Genomic DNA, 21,018 nt, shown 5'->3' on the forward strand with positions numbered 1-21,018 from the left:
CGCCGAAAAGCGTGGAATGCCCCCTACGTCGGGACAGAATGTGCAAGATCGCGGTCAGACCCGGGTCAGACCCGGGTCAAACCCGGGTCAAACCCGGGTCAGGCATGCTGGGGCCATGATTGCGCGCTTCAAGGATCTCTGCCTGGACGCCACCAACCCACTCGCACTCGGCGCCTTCTGGGCCCGCATGCTCGACGGTGACGTGGCCGATGCCGGTGACGACGACACCCGGGTGGACCCGCGCTCCGCGCGCTCCAACGCCGAGTCGATCTGGGTGAACAAGGTGCCCGAGCCTCGGGTCGGCAAGACCCGCGTACACCTGGATCTGCGGTTGGCCGACGCGGACCCGGCGGCGTTGCTCGCGGATGGCGCACGGCTGGTCCGCGAACCGGGCGGCGAGGCGTCCTGGTGGGTGCTCGACGACCCGGAGGGCAACGAGTTCTGCGCGTTCCCGGCCCGTGACGGCACCCGACCAGGCCCGTTCGAGCTGGTGGTGGACTCGACCGACCCGGCGGCGCAGGCGACCTGGTGGGCCGGGGTGGTCGGCGGCACCGTCGAGCACGAGGCGAGCACCTCGTCGGTGGCCGGCGCGGCCGGGTTCCCGTGGGAGTACTGGGTGTTCGTCGGGGTGGCCGAGCCCAAGACGGTCAAGAACCGGCTGCACTGGGACGTCGACCTGGTCGACCCGGAGCCGATGGCGCTGATCGCGGCGGGCGCGACGCTGCTGCGGGAGCCGCTCGACGAGGCGCACTGGTGGTGGGTGCTGGCCGACCCCGAGGGCAACGAGTTCTGCGCCTTCGCACCACGCCCCACCGGGTGAACGACCGACTACCGAGCGCGGGCGTCGTCGGCTAGCGTTTTCCTAGCGCCGTAGCCGGCGCGTTCGCCACCGCCGTCGACACGCCTCCGGCCGACCCATGCCTGCCCGATCGGTTGGTAATCGCGGGAACGTCCCACCGCCGCTCCCCCGGTTCGGCAGGATCGTCCCAACGAGGAGGTGCCGTCGTGCAGGACACCCGCGCTCTCGCCCTGACGTTCGAGGTGAGCGGCCTGCCACCGGTCAAGACCGAAGCGTTGTCCATCTTCGCCGCCGGGCACCGGCAGGCGACGAGGGTCCGCACCCTGCTCCAGGCCGCCCTCGCCGCGGCCCAGCGCACCGGCTGGACGCCGCTGCCCGGGCCGATCGAGGTGGACCTGGTGTTGCGCTGCCCGCCCGGGCACCGTACGTCCGACGCCAGCACCCTACTCGGCGGCGTCTGCGCGGTGTTGCAGGACAAGAAGCGGGTGTCGAGCATCGGCCTCACCCACCTCGGCGTGCTGGTCGACGTCGCCCTCTACGACGACGACCGGCAGATCCGCCGGCTGTCGTACCACGAGGAGCCGGCGGAGGAGTTCTCGTACCAGGTGCGGGTCGCCGCCGTACCGGCCGGGGTTTGACCGACGTTCGCGGTGGGGTATCGCGGACGCCGACGAAGGGAGCACCGATGTCGGAGCCACATGTCACGCTCGACCCCCGCGGGCTCGATCCCGTGCAGCAGAAGCTGCGCGGCCCGCTGGAGGAGCAGCTGACCTCGGCGCTTCAGGCGGCCACCGAGCGGGTCCGCTCCGGCTATGCCGGCGAACCGGTCGAGCAGGTCTGCCAGCGACTGTTGGAGGAGACCCGCTCCGGGTTGCATCCCGACATCGCTGCCGGGTTCAACCCGGACATGGACGAGTTCTGCCGGGTGGCGGTGGCGATCGTCCGGCGCGAGGCGGACTGAGCCGCAACGGCTCTCAGTATCGGCTGAGCTGGGCGTACGGGCTGAGCACGATGCGCGGCGACAGCGCCGGGTCCAGCCAGTTGAGCACGTCGACCAGGTGATCGTGGGCGAGGGAGACGCAACCAGCGGTGGCGTTGCCGGCGCTGGTGCTGAACTGGTGCAGGAAGATCCCGCTGCCCGCGTTCGGCACCGGCTTCGGCACGTTCGGCGGCATGTTGTAGGTGATCACCGCGAAGTGCGTGTACGCGGGGACCTCCTTCCACAGTGCCTCGCTGGCCCCGCCCGGGTTGGTCGCACTCTGCTGGAAGGTGTTGTAGCGCGCGGACGACGGGTTCTCGTTCCACCAGTCACCACTGACCAGCCGGTGGTAGGGGAATCGCACGCCCGGGTTGGCCGCGATGCCGTACATGGTGGTGCCGATCGAGTAGACGCCGGTCGGCGTGGTCGCCACACCCTCCACGTGGTTGTCGCTGAAGCCCTTCGAGCCGATCCGAGCGGGCAACGACGGCGAAGCCGGCTGCCAGCCGTTCCGGACCCGCACGTACGCCTCCAGCGTGGCGTAGGTGGTGGTGTAGCTGCTGGCGCCGACGATGATCACCTGCTTCGTCTCCACCGGCAGCGTGGTCAACGCGCTGGCCCGGCTCGGTAGCTGCAACCCCGGCCAGGGCCGCTGCGCCGGGGCCGTGCCCCAGCCCGGCCGCAGCGGCCGGTCCGTCGCGAGTGCGGGCGCAGCCGGGGTGAGCACGGCCGGGGCGGCCAGACCCGCCGCCGCGCCGAGTAGGAGAGATCTGCGCTTCATGCCGCCATCCTGACAGTCGAACCGGCGCGGGGTCTGCCCCGCCCGTAAGGGTCGAACGATTCGCGGGCGGGTCAGGACCGGGTCCGCAACTACCCGGCCCTGACCCTCGGCCGTCCGGCAGGGAAGCGGACAGCTCCGGCACCCCGCCGCGCGGGCGTGGCACGACGCCACGCGCCAGAACGGGGTGAGCCGGCCACTTCGCACTCAGCTCCACGGTGCTCACCCGCCGAACGCCGACGCGCCCCCGACACACCCCGAAGGGCCGTGAGCGCCGAACCAGGTTAGGTGCGCTCCGACCGGCCGGACAAGCCGCGTCGGACGACCGGCGGCAGGACTGATCCCACGATGAAAATCGGGCAGATTGGCGTAACGCGACCATGATCGCCGACGCTGTTTGGCTTCGGTACGGTCAGAAGTGGCGCAGCAGATCCCGGAACGCGGCGAGCCGCAGCACCAAGCCGTCGGTCGGGTCCAGTTCGTCGTCCTCCAGCACCCAGGTGTTCGCGTTCGGAATGAACACCGCGTTCAATCCGGCGGCCCGCGCCGGCAGAATGTCGGACTTCGGGGAGTTGCCGATCATCCACGCGCCGTCCGGCGCGAAGCCGTGCTCCCGAGTGAGCCACCGGTACGTGTCGACGTTCTTCTCGGCGACGATGTGCGCGGCCCCGAAGTGGTGCAGCAGACCGCAGGCGTCCAACTTGCGCTGCTGCTCCTCCCGATCGCCCTTGGTGAGCAGCAGCAACTCGTGCCGGCCGGCCAAGTCGTCGAGCGCGTCGGCCACCCCCGGCATCAGCTCAACCTGGTGCTCGACGAGGGCCAACGCCAGCCGGTCGATCTCCTGACGTTCGGAGTCGGTGGCCGGCCGCTCGCGCAGCCGCTCCAGGCACTCCGCCAGGCTGCGCAGGAAGACCTTGCTGCCGTACCCGTGGGCCACCGCGTTGGCCCGCTCGATGTCGTCGAGGACGGCCCGCAGTTCGGCCCGATCCAGGGTGGGGTGGTCCAGCCAGGCAAGGAAGTCGTCGATCACCCGCTCGAAGACGACGTTGTTCTCCCACAACGTGTCGTCCGCATCAAAGATCAACACCTGTGCCTGCCGTCGCGCCGCCACGCCGATCGTCATGCCATCCCCTCCCCGTGCCACCGTCCCAAGGCCGAGAGACAGGATAGGCGGGAGATCGATGTGAGATCTTCCGGATTTTCGTGAACCGTTGCGGCGCGGCCGTCGTCCTGCGGAGGCGACATCCATGATGGTTCCCGCCCAGCGTGGTCAGGGCCACCGCAGCAACCGTTGCGCGATCAACGCTTCGCGGTCCTCCTGCCCCTCGGGTCGCAGCCGGCCACCGCGGGTGAGCATCACCACGCCGTGCAGCAGGCTCCAACCCACCTCGGCCAGGGTGTCCGGGTCCCGCCCCTCGGCCAGCGGGGTCAGGGCCGCCCGCAACTCGGCGAAGACCGCCCTCGGCGCGGCCGGCACGCCATCCACGCCGAGGGCCAGGTCGGGGGTCAGCGCGAGCATCGCGTCATAGACCTCGGGATTCGTGTACGCGAAGTCGAGGTACGCGGTCGCGACCGCCGGCCAGACCCCCTCGGGGCTCCCGGCGGTCTCCGCGTGCGCCTCGGCGAGGTCGGCGGCCAGATCGGCGAAGGCACACACCGCGACGGCGGCGATCAGCGCCTCCAGATCGGCGAAGTGCCGATAGATGTCGCCCATGTCGATCTGGGTTCGTTCGGCGAGCCGTCGAGTGGTCACACCCGCCCAGCCCTCCGTCTCGGCCAACTCTCGCGCGACCGTGACGATGAGGTCACGCCGGTCCTGTTCAGCGGCCTTCTCGGCAGGTCCGGGCACGTCCATGAGCGTAGAGGCGCACACCTGCGGTAGCGGTCGGGTGACGGATTGGTGACTGTTGTGGTGAGCCGCCTCGCTCCCCCACGTGCCACAGCCGCCCCCTGGCTCGTTAGGCGAGGAGATCACCGCGACGGGAGGGGACGTGGTCGTTCGGCGACACCGGCGCGTGGGGAGCCGATGAGGAACACCCCCGACAGACTGTTGCGCAGCGAAGCCACCCGCCAGCGGGCCACCTTTCTGGAGCTCTTCCTCGACCTGGTCTTCGTCTTCGCCCTCACCCGGATCTCGGCGCGGCTGATCGCCGACTTCACCGACGGCCAGCACGGCGTGTACGCGGGCCTCGGCCAGGCTCTGCTGCTGTTCCTGGCGCTGTGGGCGATCTGGTCGGTGACGGTCTGGTCGACAAGTTGGCTGGACCCGGACGCCCCGATCGTCCAGACCGTCATCATCATGACGTTGGTCGGTGCCATGACGATGGCCGTCGCCGTGCCGCACGGCTTCGGCGCGCGGGCCTCCCTCTTCGCCATCACCCTGGTGACCCTCCAGATCGGCCGAGTGGTGTTCTTCCACGTCGCCGGGCACGGCCGGCCGGACCCCCAACAGTCCATCCGGATCCTGTTCTGGTTCGGCCTGAGCGCACCGCTCTGGGTCCTCGGCGGGCTGGTCGACGACGGCACGGTTCGCGGGACACTCTGGACCCTCGCCGTGCTGACCGACTACACGGGGCTGTACTTCGGCTGGCCGACCCCCCGACTCGGCGCGCAACGACTCGGCGTCCAGATGATCGCGGCCGAGCACCTGGCCGAGCGGTACCAACAGTTCCTCCTCATCGCTCTCGGCGAGGCGATCTTCGTCATCGGCCTAGCCTTCAGCGGCAGCGCGTTCCACACCGACCAGACGGGTGGGTTCGTCCTGGCGCTGGCGAGCACCGTCCTGCTCTGGCGGATCTACTTCCACGTGGCGGGAGGAATGCTCGGCGCGGCCGTCGACCGTTCCGGTAACCCGGCCCGGCTCGCGACCGACATGGCGTTCGCCCACATGGTCATGATCGCGGGGATCGTGCTCACCGGCGTCGGCTTCGAGCTGTTCATCACCGAGCCGCTCGGGCACCTCCCGGCGACCTGGCTCATCGCCATCTTCGGCGGCCCGGTGCTCTTCCTCGCCGGACGATCGGCGCTCGAATACCAGGTCTTCGGTCGGGTCTCCCGGTCCCGGCTGGCCGCCCTGCTGGCCTTCGGCCTGCTGATCCCGGCAGCACTGCACCTCCGGCCGCTCACCGCAGGCGCGGTCGCCGCCGTTGTGCTGCTCGGCGTCGCCGGAGCGGACGCGCGACGATCCCGCCACCGGTCGCCGGAGACGCCCACGCCCCCGTACTAGGGTCCGTGTCAAAGCGGGTCGAAGACCGGCGGGTTGGCGAGCGCCCTGTAGTGCGATCAGCGGCGCAGGGCCGTTTCGCTTCGCATGTGCGACAACTTCTCCGGGTTACGCACCGCGTAGACCCCGCTGATGAGACCGTCGTCGATCCGCAGCGCGAGGACCGTGTCGACCGCGCCGTCGAGCCGCAGAATCAGCGCCGGGTGACCGTTGACCTGGGCGTGGTGCAGCGACATGGTCGCGGTCCTGGCGTGTGTGCTGCACAGCAGACGGGCCACCTTGTCGGCCCCGGCGACAGGCCGCAGCACGGCCTGCTTGATCCCGCCGCCGTCGCCGAGGAGCACGACATCCGGCGCGAGGACGTCGAGCAGGCCCTGCACGTCACCGGTCTCGACGGCCAGCCGGAACGCGTCCAACGCCCGCCGGGTGTCCGCCGAGGAGACCATCCCGCGCTGCCGGCGCGCGGCGACATGAGCCCGCGCCCGGTGGGCGATCTGACGGACCGCGGCCGGACTCTTGTCGACCGCCTCGGCGATCTCGTCGTACCCGAGGTCGAAGACCTCACGGAGGACGAACACCGCCCGCTCGGTCGGCGCGAGCGTCTCCAGCACCAGCAGCATCGCCATCGAGACGCTCTCGGCGAGTTCGACGTCGTCGGCGACGTCCGGTGCCGTCAGCAGCGGCTCCGGTAACCAGGAACCGACGTAGGACTCCCTGCGCCGGGCCACCGCACGCAGCCGGTTGAGCGACAGCCGGGTGGCGATCCGGACCAGGTAGGCACGCTGGTCGCGCACCGTCGCGAGGTCCGCGTCCGCCCACCGCAGCCAGGTCTCCTGGAGTACGTCCTCCGCGTCGGCGGCCGAGCCGAGCATCTCGTACGCGACGGTGAAGAGCAGGTTCCGGTGACTGACGAACGCGTCGACGGCCCGGTCCCCCTGGCCGTCCGCGCTCACGATTCCGCCTTCCGCATCCATGCGTCCTCCAGTCTCGCCGAACTCGACCCACGTCGCCCACCAGACACCGGCCTGCCGACTTCTGTGACGCCGGGAGTCCGTGCTCCTCGTCACTTCACGAGCTGTCACAGCGCACCGGCCGGCGGTGTCTCCTGTGTGACCCCAGACGGAGGAAAACTCATGAACCTGGCACTGTGGATAGCGGCCGGTCTGTTGGCCACAATCGCCCTGGCCGGCGGCATCACCAAGACGTTCGTACCCAAGCAGAAGTTGGCCGCGGCCAACGGCGGAGGGTGGACCGGCGACGCCAGCGTGGGCTTCGTCAAGACCCTCGGAGTCCTGGAAGTCCTGGCCGCGGTCGGTCTCATCCTGCCCGCTGTGCTGGACATCGCACCGGTGCTGGTGCCGGTGACCGCCATCTGCTGGGTCCTGCTGATGATCGGCGCGATGATCACCCACCTGCGCTACGGCGAGGCGAGGTTCATCGTGCTGAATCTGATCTACCTCGCGGTGGCCGCGTTCGTGGCCTGGGGTCGCCTCGGCCCCGAGCCCTTCACCGGCTGACCCGAGCCCACTCCCGGCCCGGCTGATCGACCGTGCCCCGCCGTCCTCGCGCGACGACGTCGCGGACCGCGCTGCGGAGACGCACGACGATTCGGGCCGGGACGCGAGGCCCAGCGCGGGATTGCCGGCGCGGCGCGGCGCTCAGGAGGGTGCGGCGGCGGGGAAACCGTCGGTGAGCGCGCCGATCACCCGCTGGATCCGGTGCTCCGCCGCTGGGTCGGTGTGGCCGGTCAGCGCGACGTGGTGCAGCACGCTGACCACCGCCAGGGCCAGTGCGTCGGTGTCGGCGTCGGCAGGCACGCGCCCACGGCTCTGCTCGGCGGCCAGATAGTCGGCGACCGCGCGTTCGATCCCCCGTAGCCCCGACATACCGCTACCCAGGACCGCCTCGACGTTCGCCGACAACTCCGGGCGGAACGCGGTCAGCCGGGCCAACGCCGTCAGCGTGCCCAACGGCGTGGCGAGGACGGCCTGACGCAGATTGTCGGCAACCGTGCCGGACCCGGCGCGCTGCGGCAGGCCGGCCACCTCGCCGGCGATCTGGAAGACGCGATCGACCGCGAACCCGGTCAGGAAATCGTCGAAGTTCGCGAAGTGCGCGTAGAGCAGGCCGGTCGCGACGCCGGCCTCGCGCGTGACGGCCCGGCCGGTGAGCCGGCTCGGCCCCTCTTCCACGATCAACCGCTCGACGGCAGCGAAGAGCTGCTGTCTGAGCGCTGGGATGGCGACTCCGCGCGGCATGGCTGAAGTCTAGGCGGTTGCGCCGTCGCCGGTTGCGCCGGTATGAACAGTCGCTCATACTAGTTTGAGCAGATGCTCATTCTAGGCGGCGAGGTGCTGGATGAAACGTGCGGTGATCGTGGGTGCGGGGATAGCCGGGCTGGCCACAGCCCTGCGACTCCACCGGGACGGGTGGCAGGTTCTCGTGGCCGAACGGGCCCCGGCCCGGCGCAGCAGCGGCTACATGGTGAACCTGATCGGGCCGGGCTACGACGCCGCCGAACGCCTCGGCCTGCTCCCCGCGCTGTCCGCCGCCGACCTGGGGCTGTTCACCACCGTGCTGGTCCACGCCGACGGACGGCCCAAGTTCACAGTGCCGTCCGCCATCGCCGAGGCCGCACTCGGCAAGCGGGCACTCTCGGTGTTCCGCGGCGACCTGGAATCCAGCCTCTTCGAAGCGGTGCGAGACCGTGTCGACATCCGCTTCGGCACCACCGTCACCACCGTCGACCAGCACACCGACCACGTACGCGTGGAGTTGAGCGACGGCACCATCGCGCAGGCCGACCTGCTGGTCGGTGCCGACGGGGTGCACTCGGCCACCCGTACCGCCGTGTTCGGCCCCGACTTCCGGGTGGACCTCCCGTACCTCGTGGCCGCCTTCCCCCTGACCCACCCGGTGCCTGGCGTGCCCGAGTCGTCCGCCACCACGTACATCGGTCCGGGCCGCACCGCGGCGATCGTCAACCTGGGCCCGCGGCGGTCATCGGCGTTCTTCACCTATCGCAGCGCGGAGCCCGCCGGCGACCTGAGGCGCGGGCCGGTCGACGCGCTGCGGGCCGCGTTCGGAGATCTGTCGGGTGGCGTGCCCGACGCGATCGACCACCTTGCGAAGGACCCAGCCAGCGCCTACTTCGACGCCGTCAGCCAGGTGGTCATGCCGCGCTGGAGCACCGGTCGCGTCGTCCTGCTCGGAGACGCGGCGTGGTGCGTGACGCTCTTCGCCGGACACGGCGCGGCCCTCGCCCTGGCCGGCGCCGACCACCTCGGCGCCGCCCTGCGACAGCACGCCGACGACCTCCCCGCCGCACTCGCCCAGTGGGAGACCGGGCTACGCCCGGAGGTCAGCAAACGGCAGGCACTCGCCCGTCGAGGAATGGCCCAGTACGCGCCACCCAGCCGATTCCACGTCTGGATGAGCGATCTGACCATCCGGGCGATCACCCTGCCCGGCATCAGCGGCCTCGTCCGACGAGGTATCGAACGGGCGAACCGCTGAGTGGTGCCCCGCCGCCCGCATGATCGTGCTCGATCCAGGATCGAGTGGCCTCCCAGCGTCAGCGACACCACTACAACCTGGATCGAGCACGATCATGCAGGGCGAACGCGCGGGCGGCGGGTGTCAGCGGCGCAGCGTGAGGATCAGGTCGGCGACCAGGGCTGTCCAGCCGGTCTGGTGCCAGGCGCCCAGGCCGGCCCCGTTGTCGCCGTGGAAGTACTCGGGGAAGGCGATCAGGTCGCGCCAGTCCGGGTGGGTCTGGAACATCTGAGCGGCACCGTAGATCGGCCGTCGACCCCAGTCGTCCTGGGTGAAGAGCGAGATCAGCCGGGCGGAGAGGTCGTCGGCGATCTCGTCCAGGGTGTGCTTCACCCCGGAGCGGGTCGGGTACTCCACCTGGAGGTCGTCGCCGAAGAACGCCGCGTAGTCGCGCAGCGCGCTGATCAGCAGGAAGTTCGTCGGCATCCAGATCGGCCCGCGCCAGTTCGAGTTGCCCCCGAACAGTCCGCTGGTCGACTCGGCCGGTTCGTAGCCGACGGAGAACTCCTGCCCGCCGAGGGTGACCGAGAACGGCTTGTCCAGGTGCGCGCGGGACAGCGTACGAAGGCCGAAGTCGGAGAGGAACTCGTCCGGGTCGAGCATCCGGGCGAGCAGGCGGACCACCTGCTCCGGGCCGACCATGGACAGCAGTCGCTGCTGCCGGCCGTCGGGGCCCAGTCGGCGGGTGCCGATCACCTGCGCGTACTCCGGGCGGTTGGTGAGGAACCAGCGCAGCCGGGCGCCCAGCTCCGGCAGGCGGTGCAGGGTCCGGGCGGTGAGCCGGGTGGTGGCGGCCAACGGCAGCAGCCCGACGACGGAGCGGACCTTCAGCGGCACCTTCGTGCCGTCGGCGAGGCGCAGCACGTCGTAGAAGAAGGCGTCCTCGTCGTCCCACAACCCCTGCTCGTACGCGGCGGCGGCGATGTAGGCGAAGTGCTCGAAGAACTTGGTGGCGGTGTCCACCCAGGTCCGGTCGTGTTCGGCGAGCACGATCGCCATGTCCAGCAGGTTGAGCGCGTACATGCCCATCCAGCCGGTGCCGTCGGACTGCTCCAGCACACCGGCGACCGGCAGCGCCGCCGAGCGGTCGAACGGCCCGACGTTGTCCAGCCCGAGGAAGCCGCCCTCGAAGACGTTGTTGCCGCCGGTGTCCTTGCGGTTGACCCACCAGGTGAAGTTGAGCAGCAGCTTGTGCATCACCCGGGCCAGGAACTCGTAGTCCCGGCCGCCGTCGATCTCGAACACCTTCAGCGCCGCCCACGCGTGCACCGGCGGGTTCACGTCGCCGAACGCCCACTCGTACGCCGGGATCTGCCCGTTGGGGTGCAGGTACCACTCGCGGAGCAGGAGCAGGATCTGCTCCTTGGCGAAGCCCGGGTCGACCCGGGCGATGCTCACGCAGTGGAAGGCCAGGTCCCAGGCCGCGTACCAGGGGTATTCCCACGGGTCAGGCATGGAGATGACGTCGAAGCTGGTCATGTGCCACCAGGCGCTGTTGCGCCCGTGTCGACGTCCGGCCGGCGGCGGGGTCGAGCCCGGGTCGCCTTCGAGCCAGCGTTTGACGTCGAAGTGGTAGAACTGCTTGCCCCACATCAGCCCGGCGATGGCCTGCCGGGCGACCAGCGCCTCGTCGGGTGTGGCGGCCGGCGGGATCACTCCGGCGAAGAACCGGTTCGCCTCGGCCCGCCGCGCCCACACCACGGCCTCGAAGCCGTCGCTGAGGTCGGCCGGGGGCGGCGGCGCGGCGGCCGGCGGCGACGCGGTGCGGGTCAGCCGCAGCCGGATCTGGCGCTGCCCGCCGGCCGGCACGTCGAGCACGTAGTGCAGCGCGCCCTTGGTGCCCTCCCGGGCCGGGTTGACGGTGGCCGCGCCGTTGACGACGTGGTCGTTGATGCCGTCCTTCGGGTACGGGGAGCGGCCGGGCAGGCCCCAGAGCCGCTCGGCGTTGGTGTCGTTGTCGCAGAGCAGCGGCACCGGGCCGCCGTCGCCCTCCAGCAGCAGTTGGCCGAGCACCCGGTGCTCGCCGACGAGCCGGGTGCCCTGGCCGGTCAGCCGAGGGATCCGGTCGCCGCCGGGCAGGCCCCAGGACCAGGTGTTACGGAACCACAGGGTGGGCAGGACGTGCAGGGTGGCCGCCTGGTCGCCCCGGTTGGCGACGGTCACCACCATGCAGAGGTCGGTCGGGGACGCCTTGGCGTAGTCGACGGTCACGGCCCAGTACCGGTCGTCGTCGAAGATCCCGGTGTCCACCAACTCGTACTCGGTGTCGTCGCGACCGCGCAACGCGTTCACCGCGACGAGTTCGTCGTACGGGAAGGCGGCCTGCGGGTAGTGGTAGCGCCAGCGCATCCAGGAGTGGGTGGGCGTGGAGTCCTCGTACCACCAGTACTCCTTGGCGTCCTCGCCGTGGTTGCCGCTGTCGCCGCCGAGGCCGAACATCCGCTCCTTGAGGATCGGGTCCTTGCCGTTCCACAGGGCCAGGGCGAACGCGAACGTCTGTCGGTCGTCGCAGACGCCGGCCATCCCGTCTTCATTCCACCGGTAGGCTCTGGACCGCGCGTGGTCATGCGGGAAGTAGTCCCAGGCCGTACCGTGCTCGCTGTAGTCCTCCCGTACCGTCCCCCACGCCCGTTCGGACAGATAGGGACCCCATGCACGCCAGTCCTGCTCCCCCGAGTCGGCCTGGGCGAGCCGGAGCCGCTCAGCGTCGGGTGGCGAGGCGTCGGAGGACGATCGGTCAGTGATCACGTGCACATCTTTGACGTCGCCGCGGTACTTGACCACAGCGGCCATTCTCGTCGTGGCGTGTTACACCTTGCCGCAGGTGGAGGAAAGTTGATCGACATTCGCTTCGGCCCGCAGGTCTGCGGCGATCTGACCAGCGCGGCCAGCCGGGAGTGGCTGGTTCCCGACGGCCTCGGCGGCTATGCGATGGGCACGGTGGGCGGGCTGCGGACACGTCGCTACCACGGTCTGTTGGTGGTTCCCGGCGAAACGCCGGCGTCTCGCCGAGTGGGACTGGTCAGCCTCGATCCGGCGGTCACCCTGCCGTCCGGCGCGCGGGTGCGCCTCGGCGCGCACGAGTGGGCCTCCGGCGACGTGGACCCGCGCGGCTTCGAGCTGTTGGAGCGCTTCGACCTGGTCGACGGGCTACCCCGGTGGCGGTGGCGGATCGGCGCGGTGGTGATCGAACGGGAGCTGGCCATGCTGCCCGGCCGTTCCTGCGTCGCGGTGGTGCACCGGCTGGTCGCGGGTGGTCCGGTCCGGCTGGAGCTGTCGGCCGCCTGCACCTGGCGGGACGCGCACGGCGAACGGCGGGCCGACGGCCCGATCCCGCAGGTCGAGGCGGTGGCCGACGGCGCGGTGGTCGAGGGCGCGTACCGGCTCGCCGGCCCGGGCTGGGCGCCCGAGGGGCAGTGGTGGCTGGGCGTGCACCACCGCGAGGAGGCCAACCGAGGGCTGCACCCGGACGAGGACCTCTGGTACGCGGGCCGCTTCTCCGGCGAGCTGGAACGCCCCGGCGACACGGTGTCGGTGCGGGCCTGGGCCGGTCGACTCGACGAGGAGCCGCCGCCGGCCACGGAGATCGTGGCGACCGCGAGGCGACGCAACCGGCGGGTGGTCGCGACGGCGAAGCCGACCGACGACGTGGACGCCACCCTGGCGCTGGCCGCCGACGCGTTCGTGGTGCGCACCAACCAGGCGGCGGTGGACGTGGTCGCCGGCTACCCGTGGTTCGGGGCGTGGTCGCGCGACACGATGATCTCGTACGAGGGGTTGTTCCTCTGCACGGGTCGCGCCGACGAGGGTCGGGAGCTGCTGCGGGCGTACGCGGCGACGCTGTCGGAGGGGATGCTCGCCAACACGGCCGACACCGGTCGGGTGGAGTACAACACCGTCGACGGCACGCTGTGGTTCCTGCACGCGGTGAGCCGGCACGTCACCGTCACCGGCGACACCGACCTCGGCGACGAGTTGCTGCCCGCGTTGCGCGCGGTGATCGACGCCCACGCCGCCGGCACCCGGTACGGGATCCGGGTCGACCCGGCCGACGGGCTGCTCACCCAGGGCGCCGCCGGCACCGCGCTGACCTGGATGGACGCCCGGGTGTACGGGGTGCCGGTCACCCCGCGGACCGGCAAGCCGGTCGAGGTCAACGCGTTGTGGATCAACGGGCTGGCCGGGCTCGCGGAGCTGACCGAGCTGGCCGGGCAGGACGCCGACGAGCTGTGGCGACGCCACCGGCAGGCCACCGCCTCGTTCCGGGAGCGGTTCCCGGCCCCGACCGGCTGGCTGCACGACGTGCTGGACGCGCCCGCGCCGGCGTACCCGTTGGGTGGCGCCGCCCTGCACGACGACGACGCGTTGCGCCCCAACCAGCTGCTGGCCTGGTCGCTGCCGTACGCCCCGATGGAGCCGGACGAGGCGACGCTGCGGCGGGTCGGGGGCGGGCTGCTCACCCCGCTCGGGCCGCGCAGTCTGGCCCCGGATTCCGGGGAGTTCGTGGGCCGGCACCGGGGCGGCCCGGCCGACCGGGACGGGGGCTACCACCAGGGCACGGTCTGGCCGTGGTTGCTCGGCCCGTACGTGGACGCCGCACGCCGGGGAAAGATGTCCGTCGATGACGTATTCGTTGGCATTGAGGCCCATTTGATGGAATATGGGTTAGGCTCGGTGAGCGAGACGGCCGATGGCCTCGCGCCGCACACCGCTACCGGGTGCCCGTTCCAGGCATGGTCGGTGGCCGAGCTGCTGCGGGTGCGGCGAAAGAGCCAGTAGCGCTTTACACGACCGCAACGGTGGTGTCGCCGCTGGTTATCGCGATCCCGGCAGGATTGGCCTCGATCCAGACGCGACGGCGACATCGATTCGGTGTCGGTCGGCGCGCGCCCGGGGACAACTCAAAGGGGGCCGCATGTCACTCGATGCCCACGTGATCGACATCAACCCCGCCCGACAGCTGCGGGTGCTGATGCTCTCCTGGGAGTACCCGCCGGTGCTCGTCGGCGGTCTCGGTCGACACGTGCACGCCCTCTCCGTCGCCCTCGCCGCCGCCGGCCACGAGGTCACCGTCGTCACCCGCCACAGCGACGGCGCGCCCCTGGAGGAGTACGCCGACGGCGTGCGCATCCTGCGCGCCCCCGAGGACCCGGTGGCCTTCCCCCTCGCCACCAACTCGCTGCTGGCTTGGACCATGGCCTTCAACCACACCCTCACCCGCACCGCCCTGCGCGCCACCCAGGCCGGCTCCTACGACGTCATCCACGCCCACGACTGGCTCGTCGCCCACACGGCCGTCACTCTCGCCGAGCACCTGGACCTCCCCCTGGTCACCACCATGCACGCCACCGAGGCCGGGCGACACCAGGGCTGGCTGCCGGAGGAGATGAACCGCACCATCCACGGCGTCGAGCACTGGCTCAGCAGCTCATCCATCCGGGTGATCACCTGTTCCGGGTACATGCGCGATCAGGTGACCGCACTGTTCGACGTACCGGCCGCCCAGGTCGACGTGGTGCCCAACGGGGTCGACGACCGGGCCTGGCGGCCCCGCCCCCGAGCGGTCGCGTCGGCCCGGGCACGGTTCGCCGGGGACGGCCCGTTGGTCGGGTACGCCGGACGGCTGGTCTACGAGAAGGGCGTCCAGCACCTGGTGCACGCCGTACCCAGGCTCCGCGAACGACACCCGGGGCTGCGCGTCGTGATCGCCGGCGACGGCCCGTACCGCACCGAGTTGGAGGCGGAGGCCCGGCGACTGGCCCTCAGCTCGACCGTCCGGTTCACCGGGTTCCTCGACTCCACCCAACTACCGGCGATGCTCGGCGCCACCGACGCGACGGTGGTGCCCAGCCTCTACGAGCCGTTCGGCATGGTGGCGCTGGAGGCGGCGGCCGCCGGAGCGCCCCTCGCCGTGGCCCGTACCGGCGGCCTCGCCGAGATCGTCGAACCCGGCGTGACCGGGGTGACCTTCCCGCACAGCGACCCGGACGCGCTCGCCGGCGCGGTCGGCCAGCTGCTCGGCGACGAGGTCTTCGCCCGGCGGCTGGCCCGCCGGGCCCGCACGATGGTCGGCGAGCGCTACGGCTGGGCCACCATCGCGGCCCGCACCGCCGCCAGCTACGCCACCGCTCGTCGCGAGCACGGCCCCGTGCAGGCCCGACGCGCCGCCGCCCGACTGGCCGGCGGGCGGGCCCGGATCGCCATCCCGGAGGGGAACCTGCTCGCCGCCGCCGACCACGCCGCATGCTGAGCTGAGTCGGACGACCGATAGGTGACTTCCGATCCGCTGGTTAGGGTGTAGCCCGGACAGCGGCTGAGGAGGAGCGTGCACAGGTGCTGATCGCCGGTCGGTACCGGCTGCTCGACCTGGTGGGTCGCGGGGGCATGGGTCGGGTGTGGCGCGCCCGCGACGAGATGCTGCACCGCGAGGTGGCGGTCAAGGAGATCGTCCCACCAAGTTGGTTGGCCGACCCTGAACGGGCCGAGGTGCGCTCACGCACCATGCGGGAGGCGCGCGCCGCAGCCCGACTCAACCACCCCGCCGTGGTCCGGCTCTACGACGTCGTCGCGGTCGACGGCAGCCCCTGGATCGTCATGGAGTACGTCCCGTCCCGCACCCTGCAGGACGTCGTGGACGCCGAAGGGCCGCTGGAGCCGGCCCGTGCGGCCCGGATCGGGCTGGCCGTGCTCGACGCGCTGCAGGCCGCGCACACCGCCGGGGTGCTGCACCGCGACATCAAACCGCAGAACGTGCTCGTGGCGCACGACGGGCGGGTGATGCTCACCGACTTCGGGCTGGCCACCTTCGACGGCGGCGACGGCGCGATGACCCGCCCCGGCATGGTCTTCGGCTCCCCGCAGTACGTGGCCCCCGAGCGGGCCGCCGAGGGGGTGTCCACGGTCGCCGCCGATCTGTGGTCGCTCGGGGCGACCCTGCACGCCGCCGTGGAGGGGCAGTCCCCGTACGCCCGCAGCACCGCGATGGCCACCCTGAGCGCGCTGGCCGCCGGCCCGCCGGATCCCGCCCCGCACGCCGGGGCGCTCGCACCGGTGCTTGACGGGCTGCTTCGCCGCGACCCGCGTGACCGCCTCGACCACGACTCGGCCCGTCGGTTGCTGAGGGCCGCCGCGACCGGCCGGGCCGACCCGCCGTCGGCGGCCGATCGGCGCTCGGCCGATGGGCCGGTGCCGGGCCTGGTCGATCAGTCCGCCGACGACCCCGACGACCCCGACCCCACCATTCCGCTGCCTGACCCGGACGCTCCGGCCGCAGCCGGCGGCGCCTCCCCCACGCCGGCCCCGGATCCGGCGGTCGCCGGGCGTACCGCGCGCCGGGTGGCGGTGGTCGCCGTGGCGCTGCTGGTCGCCGTCGTGGCCGGCGTCGGCACCGCGCTGACCGTCGACGGTGACAAACCCCGCGACACCACCGGCTGGTCCTCCCCGACACCGAACCGTCCGCCCGACGGGGGGCCGATCGGCCCCGGCCCGCCACCGAAGGGGCGCAACGTCCCCCCGCCCCCGTTCGCCTGTGTCCGCCCGGACGTCGTCGGATCGCCCGTGCAGGCCGGTACGCCGAACCCCGGCGAGGAATTCCGGCCGCCGCCCGGCTGGGTCTGGCACGTCGACACCGCCGGCTTCCGGGTCTCCGTACCAACGACGTGGCTGACCTCCCGCGACGACGGGGTGGCGTGCTTCCAGGACCCGGCGACCGGCCGGACCTTCAGCGTCACCGAGGGCGGCGCGGCCGATCCGGTGGAGCGGCTACGGGCCGTCCGCGACGCGGCAGCCGGCGCGGGGGCGTTGCCGGGGTACGACGAGATCCGGCTCGCCGCGGGCGACGGCGGGGCCGAGTGGGAGTCCCGCTGGCGGACACCGCACGGGACTTGGCTGCACGCCCGGCAACAGATCCTCGACGCCGACCGCTGGACGCTGGGTTGGATCACCGACGACGGGGACTGGCCCGGGGCCGCAGCCGTCTGGGAATTGGTGCGAAAGAGTTTCCGACCACCCCGCTGACCTGCACCGTATGGCCATGATCCGGACCACCGTCCGTCGTGGATCGAGGCCGCTCAGTGGATGAGAAAGCCGGCATTGGTGGTTATCGTGGAACCCGGGGTGACCGAGGGGGAGCGACCGTGCATCAGTTGCTGATCGCGGGTCGGTACCGGCTGCTCGACCTGGTCGGCACCGGCGGTATGGGCCGGGTGTGGCTTGCTCGTGACGAGATGTTGCATCGCGACGTGGCGGTGAAGGAGGTCGTGCCGCCGTCCTGGCTGGCCGAGACCGAGCGCGCGGAGTTGCGGCTACGGACCCTGCGTGAGGCACGCACCGCCGCCCGCCTCAACCACCCCAACGTGGTCCGCCTCTACGACGTGGTGCACGACCGGGAGAGCCCCTGGATCGTGATGGAGTACGTGCCGTCGCGGTCGGTGCAGCAGATCATCAGCGCCGAGGGGCCACTGAGCCCGCAGCGCACCGCCCGGATCGGGCTGGCGGTGCTCGCGGCGTTGCGGGCTGCCCACGCCGCCGGAGTGCTGCACCGCGACGTGAAGCCGCACAACGTGCTGGTGGCCGACGACGGGCGGGTGGTGCTCACCGACTTCGGGCTGGCCACCTTCGACGGTGGCGACGGTGCGATGACCGGGCCCGGCACGGTGCTCGGCTCACCGCAGTTCGTCGCCCCCGAGCGGGCCCGCGAAGGAGTGTCCGACGCGCGTACCGACCTGTGGTCGCTGGGCGCGACGCTCTACGCGACGGTCGAGGGGCAGTCACCGTACGCGAGGTCAAGCGCGATGGCGACGCTCAGCGCGCTGGCCACCGAACCACCCGATCCGATGCGTCGGGCCGGTCCGTTGCGTCCCGTCATCACCGGCCTGTTGCAGCGCGACCCCTGGCGACGGTTGACCGCCATCGAGGCGGAGCCCCTACTGCGCAGCGCCGCGGCGAGCCAGGACGAGCCCGCCGGGCCGGTCCGGTCCTCGGCCGTCGCGGCGCTGCTCAGTGCCGGCCGGGCCATCGCACCCCACCCGGTCGAACCGGTGGCCCCGCCGGACGAGCCGGCCACGCCAGCCCCGAGCCCACGCCCGCGGCACCCACCCGGCCGGCGACGGCGCCTGATCGCCCTGGGTGGCGCGGCCACCGCTCTGCTCGTCGCGGGAGGCGTCACGCTGGCCCTGGTCAACCGAGGCGATGAGCGGATTCCACCGTCCGGCTCGGGTGGTGGCGCACCGACCTCCCGGCCGGCGGCGTTCGCGTGCGCGTCGTCCCCGCCACCGGCGGCGACCCCGGTGGTGTCGGTGTCACCGCCAGCCGACGTGAAGTACGGGCTGCGCGAGGGTTGGACCTGGTACGACGACCCGACCGGGTTTCGGATCGCCGCGCCGGTGGGTTGGGCGCGCTGGACCGAGGGCTCGGTGACCTGTTTCCGGAAATCCGGTGGGTCCCGGGTGCTCAGTGTCGAGGCGGGGCCGGCCCGCGCGGACCCGGTGGCGTACTGGAAGGCCGAGGAGACTCGACTGACCGCGAGCGCCGCGCTGCCGGGCTATCGCAAGGTGGACATCTCCGCGATGGACATCTTCAAGGGTGGCGCGGTCTGGGAGTGTGGCTGGCAGAACGCCGTCGGCGTTCCGGTGCACAGCTTCCGGCTGTTGGCCAACACCTCGGCCGACCGTTCCTACACCGTCTCGTGGTTGACAGAAGAGTTCGACTGGCAGGTCAACGCGGCATACTTGCCGATGATCCGGCAGAGCTTCACCCCCACCCTGTGACACGGTCCGATGTGGACTCTTTGGGTGATGCCCCTGCGGCGCCGACGCTGACTACAGTGGCGTAGTTTTGGGCGCTCAAGATCCCTGGGGAGGGTGAGCCGAGATGATGGGACCGCAACACGCGCTGTCCGGCGCGGCGGTGTGGCTGGCTGGCTCCTGGGCGTTGGAGCAGTTCGCCGACTACCACCAGTCGCCGCTCGCGTTGGCGGTGGGCACCGCGGTGTGCGCCGGTGGCGCGCTCTTTCCCGACCTCGACATGTCGGGCAAGGTGACCAAGAACCAGGGCGGGGCCACCGTGGCCCGTACCTTCGGAGTCTTCTCGCTCTTCGCCGCCGAGGTGATGGAAAAGATTTCTCTCGGGGTCTACTACGCCACCAAGCTCAGCAGGGACCCTCGCCGCAACAACGGGCACCGGACGCTGACCCACACGCTGCCGTTCACAGTGCTGGTCGGCTGGGGCACCACCGCGCTCTGCGCCGCGTACGGCAAGTGGGCGGTCATCACCATCCTGTTCTTCATGTTCGGCCTGGCGCTGCGCGGGCTGTTCGACGAGTGGGCCGAGCGGGCCGGGTGGGTGATCATCACTCTCGCGTCGGCCGGGGCGGCCTGGTTCACCTTCGCCAACCTGCCGGGCGGACGCGGCTATCCGCTGATCGGCACCGCGCTGGGCGTGGGCTGCTTCGTGCACATCCTCGGCGACATGATCACCAGAGCGGGCGTGCCGATCCTCTGGCCGATCCCGATCAAGCGGCGCATGTGGATGATGATCGGCCTGCCGAACAGCATCGCCCTGCGCGTCGGCAGCAAGGCCGAAGTGGTCGGGATGCGCATCGCCCTGACCGTCGTCTCGGCGCTCGCCACCGTCGGCCTGATCGCGCCCTCGGTGCTGAGCCGCTTCGACATCGACATATGACCGATCCGGCGCCGGCGATCCCGCCGGCCGAGGACGAACGCGTACCGGAGTTCTGCCGCGACCTGGGGCTGCCCGGTCTCGCCGACGTGCACGTGCACGTGCACTTCCTGCCGCCGCGCCTGCTGCGTCGGGTGTGGGCCTACTTCGACGCCGCCGGGCCACTGGTCGGCACCGAGTGGCCGATCCGCTACCGGTGGAGCGACGCCGACCGGGTGGCGCATCTGCGCCGGCTCGGGGTGCGGGCGTTCAGTGCCCTGGCGTACGCGCACCGACCGGGCATGGCGGCGGAACTCAACCGTTGGACGCTGGACTTCGCCCGCGACACCCCCGGGTGCCTGGCCTCGGCCACGTTCTACCCCGAGCCGGAGGCCCCCGGGTACGTCGAGGCGGCCCTCGCCGAAGGTGCCCGAGTGCTCAAGGTGCACCTACAGGTCGGCGGCTTCGCACCGACCGATCCGGCGCTGGACCCGGTGTGGGGGATGCTGTCCGACGCGGGTGTGCCGGTGGTGGTGCACGCCGGGCACGCACCGGTGGGGACGGCCAACACCGGTCCGGACCCGTTCGCCGCCCTGCTCGCCCGCCACCCTCGGCTGACCGCCGTGGTGGCGCACCTGGGCGCCCCGGACTACCGGGCCTTCCTGGACCTCGCCGAGACGTACGAGCGGGTCCGGCTGGACACCACAATGGCCTTTACGCCCTTCTTCGACCAGTTTGTCCCCTTTCCCGCTGAGGAGCTGCCCCGGTTGCGCGACCTGGGACTGGCCGGCAAGGTGCTGCTGGGCAGCGACTTCCCGAACATCCCGTACCCGTACGCCGACCAGGTGACCGGGCTGGCCCGACTGGACCTGGGCGACGACTGGCTACGCGCGGTCTGCTGGAACAGCGCCGCCACCCTCTTCAACCTGCCCTGACCCCCGACCTCCGGCTCAGCTCCGCGATCTTGCACTTTCTGTCCCGACACAAGGTGCACATCCATCCATATCGGCAACAGGAATTGCAAGATC

The 21,018-nt window shown here is 71.4% G+C and carries 18 protein-coding genes; 12 read left to right on the plus strand and 6 right to left on the minus strand.

The window, feature by feature from the left end:
* Positions 1-115 precede the first annotated feature (115 nt).
* The 3 genes from ACFYP0_RS25600 (at position 116) to ACFYP0_RS25610 (ending at position 1,760) form a co-directional block, all read left to right on the plus strand.
* Positions 116-820 carry a VOC family protein gene (locus tag ACFYP0_RS25600; RefSeq protein ID WP_124858606.1) on the plus strand — a complete coding sequence of 235 codons (705 nt, stop codon included), beginning with the start codon at positions 116-118 and terminating at the stop codon, positions 818-820.
* Between the two features lie 185 nt (positions 821-1,005).
* Positions 1,006-1,437, plus strand: coding sequence for a hypothetical protein (locus ACFYP0_RS25605; RefSeq protein WP_124858607.1), 432 nt, complete (start codon positions 1,006-1,008; stop codon positions 1,435-1,437).
* Positions 1,438-1,484: 47 nt separating this feature from the next.
* Positions 1,485-1,760: a hypothetical protein gene (locus tag ACFYP0_RS25610; RefSeq protein ID WP_124858608.1), complete on the plus strand. Its 276-nt coding sequence runs from the start codon at positions 1,485-1,487 to the stop codon at positions 1,758-1,760.
* A gap of 13 nt (positions 1,761-1,773) precedes the next feature.
* On the opposite strand, the gene ACFYP0_RS25615 is transcribed toward ACFYP0_RS25610, so the two are convergent.
* The 3 genes from ACFYP0_RS25615 to ACFYP0_RS25625 all read right to left on the minus strand — a co-directional run bounded on the left by ACFYP0_RS25615 (position 1,774) and on the right by ACFYP0_RS25625 (position 4,411).
* A complete protein-coding gene (locus ACFYP0_RS25615) occupies positions 1,774-2,559 on the minus strand; it encodes a L,D-transpeptidase family protein (protein ID WP_124858609.1) in 786 nt (261 codons plus the stop codon).
* A gap of 409 nt (positions 2,560-2,968) precedes the next feature.
* Entirely contained in the window at positions 2,969-3,679 is a 711-nt protein-coding gene (locus tag ACFYP0_RS25620; RefSeq protein ID WP_124858610.1) for an HAD family hydrolase, read from the minus strand.
* A gap of 147 nt (positions 3,680-3,826) precedes the next feature.
* Positions 3,827-4,411 (minus strand): TetR/AcrR family transcriptional regulator, encoded by a 585-nt coding sequence (locus ACFYP0_RS25625; RefSeq protein WP_386997852.1) that lies wholly within the window; start codon positions 4,409-4,411, stop codon positions 3,827-3,829.
* 171 nt (positions 4,412-4,582) lie between these two features.
* Between ACFYP0_RS25625 and ACFYP0_RS25630 the strand changes: the two genes are divergently transcribed.
* Positions 4,583-5,782, plus strand: a complete 1,200-nt coding sequence (locus tag ACFYP0_RS25630; protein ID WP_386997854.1) for a low temperature requirement protein A — start codon at positions 4,583-4,585, stop codon at positions 5,780-5,782.
* 56 nt (positions 5,783-5,838) lie between these two features.
* Here ACFYP0_RS25630 and ACFYP0_RS25635 read toward each other — a convergent pair whose 3' ends face one another.
* Positions 5,839-6,732, minus strand: a complete 894-nt coding sequence (locus ACFYP0_RS25635) for an RNA polymerase sigma-70 factor (protein ID WP_357008427.1) — start codon at positions 6,730-6,732, stop codon at positions 5,839-5,841.
* Positions 6,733-6,912: 180 nt separating this feature from the next.
* On the opposite strand from ACFYP0_RS25635, the gene ACFYP0_RS25640 reads away from it, so the two are divergent.
* Positions 6,913-7,296: a DoxX family protein gene (locus ACFYP0_RS25640; RefSeq protein WP_357008424.1), complete on the plus strand. Its 384-nt coding sequence runs from the start codon at positions 6,913-6,915 to the stop codon at positions 7,294-7,296.
* Positions 7,297-7,437: 141 nt separating this feature from the next.
* Here the strand turns inward: ACFYP0_RS25640 and ACFYP0_RS25645 are convergent, their stop codons facing one another.
* Positions 7,438-8,037, minus strand: a complete 600-nt coding sequence (locus ACFYP0_RS25645) for a TetR/AcrR family transcriptional regulator (RefSeq protein WP_357008421.1) — start codon at positions 8,035-8,037, stop codon at positions 7,438-7,440.
* Between the two features lie 100 nt (positions 8,038-8,137).
* Between ACFYP0_RS25645 and ACFYP0_RS25650 the strand changes: the two genes are divergently transcribed.
* Positions 8,138-9,295 carry an FAD-dependent oxidoreductase gene (locus ACFYP0_RS25650; protein ID WP_386997857.1) on the plus strand — a complete coding sequence of 386 codons (1,158 nt, stop codon included), beginning with the start codon at positions 8,138-8,140 and terminating at the stop codon, positions 9,293-9,295.
* Between the two features lie 123 nt (positions 9,296-9,418).
* Here ACFYP0_RS25650 and ACFYP0_RS25655 read toward each other — a convergent pair whose 3' ends face one another.
* Positions 9,419-12,127, minus strand: coding sequence for an MGH1-like glycoside hydrolase domain-containing protein (locus ACFYP0_RS25655; RefSeq protein WP_357008415.1), 2,709 nt, complete (start codon positions 12,125-12,127; stop codon positions 9,419-9,421).
* A gap of 42 nt (positions 12,128-12,169) precedes the next feature.
* Here ACFYP0_RS25655 and ACFYP0_RS25660 point away from each other — a divergent pair, with 42 nt between their 5' ends.
* The 6 genes from ACFYP0_RS25660 (at position 12,170) to ACFYP0_RS25685 (ending at position 20,925) form a co-directional block, all read left to right on the plus strand.
* Positions 12,170-14,113, plus strand: coding sequence for an amylo-alpha-1,6-glucosidase (locus ACFYP0_RS25660; RefSeq protein ID WP_357008412.1), 1,944 nt, complete (start codon positions 12,170-12,172; stop codon positions 14,111-14,113).
* 136 nt (positions 14,114-14,249) lie between these two features.
* Complete coding sequence (locus ACFYP0_RS25665; protein WP_386997860.1) at positions 14,250-15,584, plus strand: glycosyltransferase family 4 protein; 1,335 nt, start codon at positions 14,250-14,252, stop codon at positions 15,582-15,584.
* Between the two features lie 83 nt (positions 15,585-15,667).
* Entirely contained in the window at positions 15,668-17,350 is a 1,683-nt protein-coding gene (locus ACFYP0_RS25670) for a serine/threonine-protein kinase (RefSeq protein ID WP_386997862.1), read from the plus strand.
* 179 nt (positions 17,351-17,529) lie between these two features.
* A complete protein-coding gene (locus ACFYP0_RS25675; RefSeq protein ID WP_244219050.1) occupies positions 17,530-19,101 on the plus strand; it encodes a serine/threonine-protein kinase in 1,572 nt (523 codons plus the stop codon).
* Between the two features lie 103 nt (positions 19,102-19,204).
* Positions 19,205-20,014 carry a metal-dependent hydrolase gene (locus ACFYP0_RS25680; RefSeq protein ID WP_124858619.1) on the plus strand — a complete coding sequence of 270 codons (810 nt, stop codon included), beginning with the start codon at positions 19,205-19,207 and terminating at the stop codon, positions 20,012-20,014.
* Positions 20,011-20,925: an amidohydrolase family protein gene (locus tag ACFYP0_RS25685; RefSeq protein WP_386997865.1), complete on the plus strand. Its 915-nt coding sequence runs from the start codon at positions 20,011-20,013 to the stop codon at positions 20,923-20,925. The genes ACFYP0_RS25680 and ACFYP0_RS25685 overlap by 4 nt, the downstream gene beginning before the upstream one ends.
* The last annotated feature ends 93 nt before the right edge of the window (positions 20,926-21,018 follow it).

The sequence above is a fragment of the Micromonospora arida genome (assembly GCF_042873195.1).
Lineage (GTDB): Bacteria > Actinomycetota > Actinomycetes > Mycobacteriales > Micromonosporaceae > Micromonospora > Micromonospora arida.